Raw genomic sequence first — 7,346 nt, forward strand, 5'->3', positions numbered from 1 at the left:
GTCATCATTATAAATGATAAAAATCTTTAAAAGACCTATTGTAGCGTAGAAGAAACCATACAATTACTAAACGTTTTCAATCATAAACTAAAGAAATCACATAATGTGGGTTCTTTCATCAATAAACAGAGAAGCATTTAGATAAAGTAATAGAGATTTGAAGAAATTAAAAGGCAGCACATTGTGCTGCCTTTTATATCATAATACATATTGTCTCATATCCTAGAACTGATACCGCAGTCCACCCGAAAAACTAGTTCCAGAAAAACCCGCCTTAGTAAGCTTCTGCTGATAAACCAAATCACCATGAAGAGAAAACTTTGAAGATAACCGGGCATTAAAGCCTAATCCTGCTTCTACAGAAGAACCAAAGCCACCCAACTGAAAAGCATCTTTAAAATAAACAAATTGTTTTTCCCCAAAACTATGTGCAAGATGAAGCTTGCCATAAAAGGAAACAACACGCGCCTCTTCGGTTGCAGCTAGGGCCTTTGTTAAACGTCCACCAACACGCATCGTCCATTGATCCAATTTCCCCAGTGCAATCTCAAAATCGTCAATATCACGGGCCTTATCAAACTGAATATGCTGATAAATAGCTTGAACCTGCGGATCAAAAATAAAACCTTCCTCTCCTACCACAAACGCTTTACCAGTAGTCACTGAAACACTGAGAGGCTTGCCCTTTAATGTTGCCGTCTTGCCACGGGCAAGAGTATGGACATCACCCTTAAACACACCATAGGATAAAAGTCCATCTACATAAAAGCCCGCATCATGCTGCAAAGTGCTATATGCTGTTACAGACCATTTATCAAAGACACTTTTTTGACTTTGTTCTACATCTAAAGGTTGCAGAGAAAGTTTTCCATAAGTCCCCATAACTCCAAAAGAGGTATTACTATGTTCACCCTCGATTGTTTTCAGTAAAATACCAGCTTCGATTGCATTATAGCCAAGCTCACCCCCATAACCATATTCCAACGCAGAAAGATTTGAGGCATAACGATGACTTCCACCGTAACTGCGCACAAAAAAGGCAGGATTTTCCTCATTTTGCAAGTATCCACCAGAAACAGTGCGTAAAACTTCTAACCGCTTACCTTGATTGCTAACATCTATCAAACCAGCATGAAACAGGGCATTTGGCAAAAGCAAATAGGTCGGAACTTGCGGAACAACTGCTTTAACTCCCGGTTCAAGACGAGGCGGCGGAGTTGGTTCCGGAAATGGTCCAGGAGAAGGGCCTAGCTCTGGACGAGGTCCTGGTTCAGGAATAGGTTTTGGAACAGGTCCAGGAGCCGGCGCTGGCCCAGGTTTATGATCATCAATATACCTATTTTCGAGGCGAAAATCCCAAAATTTTCCCTCGCCTTTAACTAATCTTTGATTGGAATGCGCCTCTCCTAAATCAGATTCTGGACCATAAGCATAAAGCATATACTGATAAGGTGAGTGCTGCGCAGTGACATAACCGCCATCTAACTGAAAAGAATTTTTATTTGCCTTTCCAGAAACCTGAATGATTGAAATCCCTTGTTCATTTCCACCACTACCCGTAGATTCCCCTGAACTTCCTGGCATACCGCGTACATGGACTACCGTTGTACCAGAAACATCACCATGTATCAAAACACGATCAGTCTTTTGCTTTTCACGATCTCCTCCCTCATTCAGATATGTGTTAAGGTAAATATTCCCCCCATCCTGCACCTTATAAACTGTGTTCATCCCATTCCCAATATTGAGTGTTTGATAATGATAAGTCGAAGCAGATTTCAGTTTTTTAAAATTAACGGAACTATCATTCATAAGAAGCAGAAATGAAACAGATGAATGATTTGTAAAATCAGATTCACGCGAATCCGTCTCTTGTGTTTGTTTTAAAATCCATGTCGAACCAGCACCTAAATAGAGCTCAGCGGTAGAACGATCATCAACAGAGGCTTTCCCTTCAAGGGTAGAAGCACTGGCTAAAACTTTCACCAAGGCCCCCCTCTCAGCCCTTAACAATGACCGCCCTGAAAGGGTACTTTGCATTAAATTAACAACACCATAAGTACTATCGATACTATAAAGAGCCACACTGTCTGGAACAGAAAACATTGTCTGTCTCAAATTAATAGCTTCCAATCTAGGTAGCTTTTTTTCCTCCTCTAGATTTTCTCTATTCTCGAATCTTTCGCTCAGCTTTTCTCCCCGAAAATATATACCGTATGATGCCTCTCCATTCACTGTAACAGAAGCAGATGTGAGATTAACCTCAGTCACAGAAATTTTCGGCCTAGAATCTTCAGCTCCAAACTGCAAAATGGAATTTGAAGTACGAACTGTGTTTTCTGATAAGATTCCATGAACATTCATAGCATTAATAGTCGTACCATCTAAATTAATAGGACCACCTAAATCCGTATGCAAAACCGCATAATTATTTGAATTTTTTTCTTTACTATTTCCAGTAATCTTAACAGCATCGAGATTAATCTTTCCACCTAGTGTCGAAGAAACCCCATGACTATTCATGAAATCAACTGATCCGCCTGCCATCCAAACTTCTGAACGGTCATAACTCAAAAGGCCCGCCTTTCCATTACCCGTCTTAATTTCTGTATCCTCTAAAACAACAAACGAGTTCCCTATTGCCTCAACTGCCTTATGATTTGCCTCAATAGTCCCCTGACGTACCTCAATTATCCCATCACTAGCATAAAAGGCTACATGTACATTCTTGAGAGTTGGATTTGTCAAAACAATCTTGCCATCCTCTGATACAGAGACACCACGTGTAAAAGGTTTATCATAAACTTGACTGTGAACAGTTACATTCTCCCCATCAACTCTACTATCTCTCCCCTTTACTGTTATCGCAGTATTAGAGGAAAATTTAGCATTCTCATGCGTAATCTCATAATACTGATACCCAATTTTTTCCGTTCCGCAATCATTGCACATATAATATAATCCATCATATATCATAAGCCTGCTCGGCTGATCACCAACCTTTTCATCTTTAACATAAACATATCTGCTAACACTTTTATCCCCACCCTCTCCACTAAGAATGTGTCCAGCGTTATTCCCACTAAGATGTCCACTAGAATTGCTACTACCAGATCCGCTATCACCTCTACTAGCACCAAGATTATCACTGCTAAGACCATTAAGGCTACTAATTCTCCTCCCAGAAAGGTTAAGAGTGGACATATAGGAGACACCATTTTGCACAGGGGTAACACTGATCTCATAAAACTGTCCAGGATATATAGAGCTAACACTAATCTTATAATCATCACCCTGAGCACTAGCACCAATTCCTATTCCATTTTGTAGGAAAGAAAGAATAGCGGTCGTGACAGTACATAAACACACATGATTTCTAAACACTTTAATCATAGTTCCCTCGAAACTTTTCTTCCCCTCTCATTAAAAATAAAAGCATTCGTAAAAACATCCCGCTTACTCCTTCAACACTCTCACCCAAAGGATGCATCTACGGCTCATTTGACTGGCGCAACGCATTATTCAAATGAATTAAACGGAAGACTTCCTTGCAACACAAAAACTACTAATAAGAGAATAATTTATATACGCAATCTTTAGGTGTATAATACATTCCGTATTTGGTGTAAAGCAAAAATAAAATCATTAGGTGCAATTAATTGCATAAACAATCTATCGTTGTGAAACTAAAAAGAATTACCAAAAAATATGAAATGAAAAAGATTGCTAAAATCAATAAAAAGACAAACTCTAGAAAACCTAGCTTAAGTAACTATAGGGCAGAGACATCAAATACCATATAAAGTAGGATATTACACACCCACACAGGAACCTATTCAAAATGTCCTCGAATAAAATCAGACACTTCGGCATCGTATCATGACTAGCAAAGATCTTAAGAAAATTCACTCATTGTAGCATGAAAAGAAAATGCTACGGTCTTTAGCTGCTTTTACGTGAAAAACAAAAAAATATTATGATTTTTTGATGAATATCAAAAGAATAAGAATCTTTTAAGAAATCAACGTAAGTTTTATAAATCAAAAAGGCAGCACACTGTGCTGCCTCTTATATCAAAGTATATATTTGCTCGGTAGCCTAAAACTGATAACGCAGTCCCCCAGAAAAACTCGCTCCTGAAAAGCCAGCCTTCGTAAGCTTCTGCTGATAAACAACATCACCGTGAAGTACAAACTTTGGAGACAACCGAGCATTAAAGCCTAATCCAGCTTCTAAGGAAGAACCAAAGGCACCTAACCGGAAAGCATCTTTGAAATGCACAGATTGTTTTTTTCTAAAACCATGGACAAGATAAAGCTTACCATAGAAGGAAGTAGCGTTTATCCCCTCAGATCCTGTCGGAGCCTTGCTTAAACGTCCACCAACACGTGCAACCCATTGATCAAGCTTTCCCATCTCAATATCAAAGTTATCGATATCACGGGCCTTATCAAACTGGAGATTTTGATAAACAACCTGAACTTGCGGATCAACAACAAAACCTTCATATCCTGTTGCAAATGACTGACCACCTGTCAATGAAACACTAAGAGGTTTGCTCTTTAATGTTGCTGTCTTGCCACGGGCAAGAGTGACCACATCTCCTTTGAACAGACCATAAGATAAAAGTCCATCTACATAAAAACCCGCATCATGCTGCAAAGTGCTATATGCTGTTACAGACCATTTATCAAAGGCACTTTCCTCACTATGTTTAACATTTTTAGGTTGTAGAGAAAGCTTTCCATAAGAACCCATAACCCCAAAAGATACCACATTATCTGCACTCTCGAGTGTTTTTAGCAAAATGCCAGCCTTAACAGCGTTATAACGAAGATATCCCCCATAGCCATATTCAAGTGCAGACAGATCTGAGGCATAACGGTAATGACCACCATAACCACGCAAGAACAAAGCAGGATTTTCATGAATTTCCAACATTCCACCGGCATTCATCCGCAATGTCTCCAACTGCTTATTTTGATTGCCAATATCCATCAAACCAACATGGAATAAGCTATTGGGTAAGAGAAGATAAGTCGGTACTTGCGGAACAACAGACCTGACAATGCGTTCAGGGAGAATAAATCCATCAGATCGTTCAGGGAAATCAAATCCATCAGTAGGAACTGTAGGCTTAACATATTGATTCTCTAGACGAAAATCCCAAAAATCTCCCTTACCTTCAACTAATCTTTGAGCAGAATTCGCTTTTCCTAACTCAGATTTTGGACCATAAGCATAGAGTCTATACTTATAAGGTAAACCGTTCAAAGCGACATAACCACCACTTAGCTGAAAAGAATCTTTTTCTGCAGCCCCAGAAACCTGGATAATGGAGATTCCTTGATTATTTCCACCACTCCCTGTAAATCCCCCTGGACTTCCTGAAACACTTTGCACATGCACCGTTGTTTGCCCATCAATATCACCATGGATTAACAATCTATCTGTTTTTTGATCTTTAAGATCTCCCCCCTTATCCAAATATGTATTGAGATAAAAATTCACATCACCTTTTACACTATAGACAGTCCCTACTCCTTTTCCAATACGAAGTGTCTGATAACCATCAGATATATGAGATCCTGTTTTTTCAAAAAGAAGAGAACTATCAATAAGATGTAACGCTGAAATCGAAGATTCCTCTGGAGAATCCAAAGCTTGCAATTTCTCCTGTTGCGGACGAGATAAGATCCATTTTGAATTATTTGTTAACCTCAAATTAGCAAGAGAACTTTCATCAACGCGAGCCCCCCCTACAAGTATGGAAGCATCAGCAAGAACATCTACAGTAGAATTATCCTCAGCCCTCAACAATAAATCTCCAGAAATTTTTGAATCTTGTGAGAGCTTAACAAGAGTATCAAATTTACTGCTATAAAGAGCTACACTGTTGGGAACTGTGAAAGTCGTCTTCTTTAAATGGACAGCGGCCTTTCCAGGGAAAATTGCTTTTTTCCCGCTATCAGAGACTATCTCCCCCAAAAAATGCATACCATAAAATGCATCGCTGTTCACTATAAAAGTGACATTGTCTATATAAGCATGATTATCTCTACGCAGCATTAAAAGACCGTGGGCACTGGCAATATCGAGGTGCCCTCCGGAAACATCAAGATAACCATCACTTCCAGACATGTAAAAAGCTGAATTTACACTATGGACATCTACTTCTGGCTCCTGTGTGCCCTTTCCGACAATAGAAACATCTCGTAAAAAGACCTTTCCCTCTCTTCCCGTTTCAATGCCGATACCATCAGTAAAATCAATCATCCCCCCGTTCATTTTAATATGCGCACCCTTATCACTCAAAAGACTTATCGCTTTCTTACCCGTTTTAATGTTTGTATTCTTTAAAGAAACAACAGTCCGTTTACCAATAGGTGTTTGACCACTTGCCACAATTTGTGTATTTTCTAGTTGTGGCTTTTCTGAAGGAAAAACCATTGCTCCACCGACACTGGAATTCTCTTTCTCAGTTGAAGAAACACCCAATTCTTCTCCTATTGCATTAACCCCTATTCGAAACGCATTAATCGATCCACCTTGCATCTCAACCACCCCATACTTATTAGCAATACCAACTACTACATTCCTTAAAGTTGAATTGATAAGAATAACTGTTCCTTCCTTTACTTTTACACCATAATCCCAAAAACCTTCCTTCCCCTCACCACTAACAGTGATATCACTCGCTTTAACATGCGTCTTCTCTTTAGACACTTCTATAGCTACAGCTCGAGGAACACCACTCGCATTCCCAGAAACATTTTCCGAACTTTCAGAACTATTCTCCGGATTTCCAGCAATACTCTTAACAGTTTTATGATAGGTTTTACCAGAAACTTCATGCCATCCACCATGGTTGCACCAACATTTACCATCGTTGCACCAATAAGATGAATTACTTTTATTACATGAAAATCCACCATTTCCAGAAGTTTCTACCCGAGCATCCGCATTATGTACAAAGAAAAAAATAGCTGTTGTAAAAGCACATAAAGAAAGATGACTTTTAAAGATCTTAATCATAATTTCTCCATCAACCCCTTTGCCAAATCTTATTAAAACAAAACACTCCTCCTAAGCGACCTCGATCACGAAGCATGCATTTAACATGCTTTGTTATTAAAGTCTATGATATTTAACATGCTTTGTATTTTATATAAATGCATACAAAAAATAATGTGAAATCCCCTTAAAAACCATCTTTTCAAAAATAAGTTTCGTAAGTTTTTACAAATTAAAGTCATCATTATAAATGATAAAAATCTTTAAAAGACCTATTGTAGCGTAGAAGAAACCATACAATTACTAAACGTTTTCAATCATAAACTAAAGAA

2 protein-coding genes are annotated in these 7,346 nt (G+C 38.7%); both read right to left on the bottom strand.

Annotated features, from left to right (window positions below; genetic code table 11):
* Nucleotides 1–222: 222 nt before the first annotated feature.
* Complete coding sequence (locus tag O9A_RS07280; RefSeq protein WP_034460012.1) at nt 223–3,393, bottom strand: autotransporter outer membrane beta-barrel domain-containing protein; 3,171 nt, start codon at nt 3,391–3,393, stop codon at nt 223–225.
* 705 nt (nt 3,394–4,098) lie between these two features.
* Nucleotides 4,099–7,035, bottom strand: a complete 2,937-nt coding sequence (locus O9A_RS07285; protein WP_034460384.1) for an autotransporter outer membrane beta-barrel domain-containing protein — start codon at nt 7,033–7,035, stop codon at nt 4,099–4,101.
* Nucleotides 7,036–7,346: the final 311 nt, after the last annotated feature.

This window comes from Bartonella koehlerae C-29, assembly GCF_000706625.1.
GTDB classification, from domain to species: Bacteria; Pseudomonadota; Alphaproteobacteria; order Rhizobiales; family Rhizobiaceae; genus Bartonella; species Bartonella koehlerae.